This window comes from Paenisporosarcina sp. P4_E4_2, from assembly GCF_056401595.1.
Genome location: NZ_JBFUJC010000561.1, coordinates 1 through 1,139, shown reverse-complemented (window position 1 = coordinate 1,139; position 1,139 = coordinate 1). Strand labels below are relative to the sequence as shown.

The 1,139-nt window shown below is 39.9% G+C and carries 2 protein-coding genes; one reads left to right on the top strand and one right to left on the bottom strand.

Translation table 11 applies throughout. The features are described 5' to 3' along the window. A partial coding sequence (msrA, locus tag AC1DSB_RS19725) for a peptide-methionine (S)-S-oxide reductase MsrA (RefSeq protein ID WP_477587472.1) occupies nucleotides 1-425 on the bottom strand: 425 nt, incomplete at its 3' end. A 146-nt stretch (nucleotides 426-571) separates the two neighbouring features. Between msrA and AC1DSB_RS19720 the strand changes: the two genes are divergently transcribed. After that, nucleotides 572-1,139 (top strand): LCP family protein (locus tag AC1DSB_RS19720; protein WP_477587471.1); only part of this gene is annotated, 568 nt, incomplete at its 3' end.

Sequence of the window (1,139 nt, the reverse complement as noted above, 5' to 3'; positions counted from 1 at the left end):
TGATAGTCTTCTGCGATATAAAATGTTTCCGCAGGGTGGATTGGTGTGACGATTGGTTTGGAGAAACGTCCGCTCTCAGCGAGTGCTTGTTTTGATTCATTCGCTATTTCCACTTGTTCATCGGAATGTGTGAAAATCGCTGTTTTATAAGATTCTCCGCGGTCCTGGAATTGACCTCCGTCATCCGTTGGATCAATTTGCTGCCAAAAAATTTCAAGTAATTGTTTATATGTAAAAACAGATGGGTCAAACTGAATTTGTACGACCTCAAGATGCCCTGAATTTCCTTTTTTCACGTCTTCATATGTAGGATTCTCAACATGTCCACCCATATAACCTGAAATGACGGACTCTATTCCATCCCATTGATCAAAGGGCTTGACCATACACCAAAAACAACCGCCTGCAAATGTAGCTATTTCCATTTATAAAACTCCTCTCAAACCTGCATAGACCGTATTGTAGCACTTGCATCCTCTGTGCTCAACAACTATGATTGAAGAGGAAAAAAAGCAACTTTTTTGGACTTATTTCGTTCTATTATATGAAAGATATGAAAGGGGGGAGCGTTTTGGAAGAACAAGTTCCAAATCGTCGTTCCATGAGAAGGAAAAGAAAGTTTCGTTTCGGTAGATTTTTTATGACTCTTCTATTTTTGGCTGCAATAGGAGTAGCTATATATTCATTCGTTCAATTTAAAGCTGGTCAAGAGCTGGCTTCCAATAAAGGGAAAAATGATATTGAGTTCACAGGTGATCCGATGGATGTGAAAAACCCATCCATTGAGAATGTTTTGGTTCTTGGTGTAGATACTCGGGGAGAAGAACAATCCCGTTCTGATACAATGATGCTGGTTTCGTGGAATAAAGAAACCGACGAAGTGAATGTTGTGTCGTTCATGCGAGATATTTACGCTCAAATTCCAGGATACAAATCCTATAAGCTGAATACTGCATACTACTTAGGTGACGTACAACTTGTCAAGGATACGATTTCAAGTATGTTCGGCGTGCCAATCCACCATTATGCGCTGATAGATTTTAAAAGCTTTGAATCGTTGGTTGATATTGTTGCACCAGACGGTGTCGAAATAGATGTCGAAAAAGCGATGTCCGAGAAAATTGGGGTTTCACTTGAAC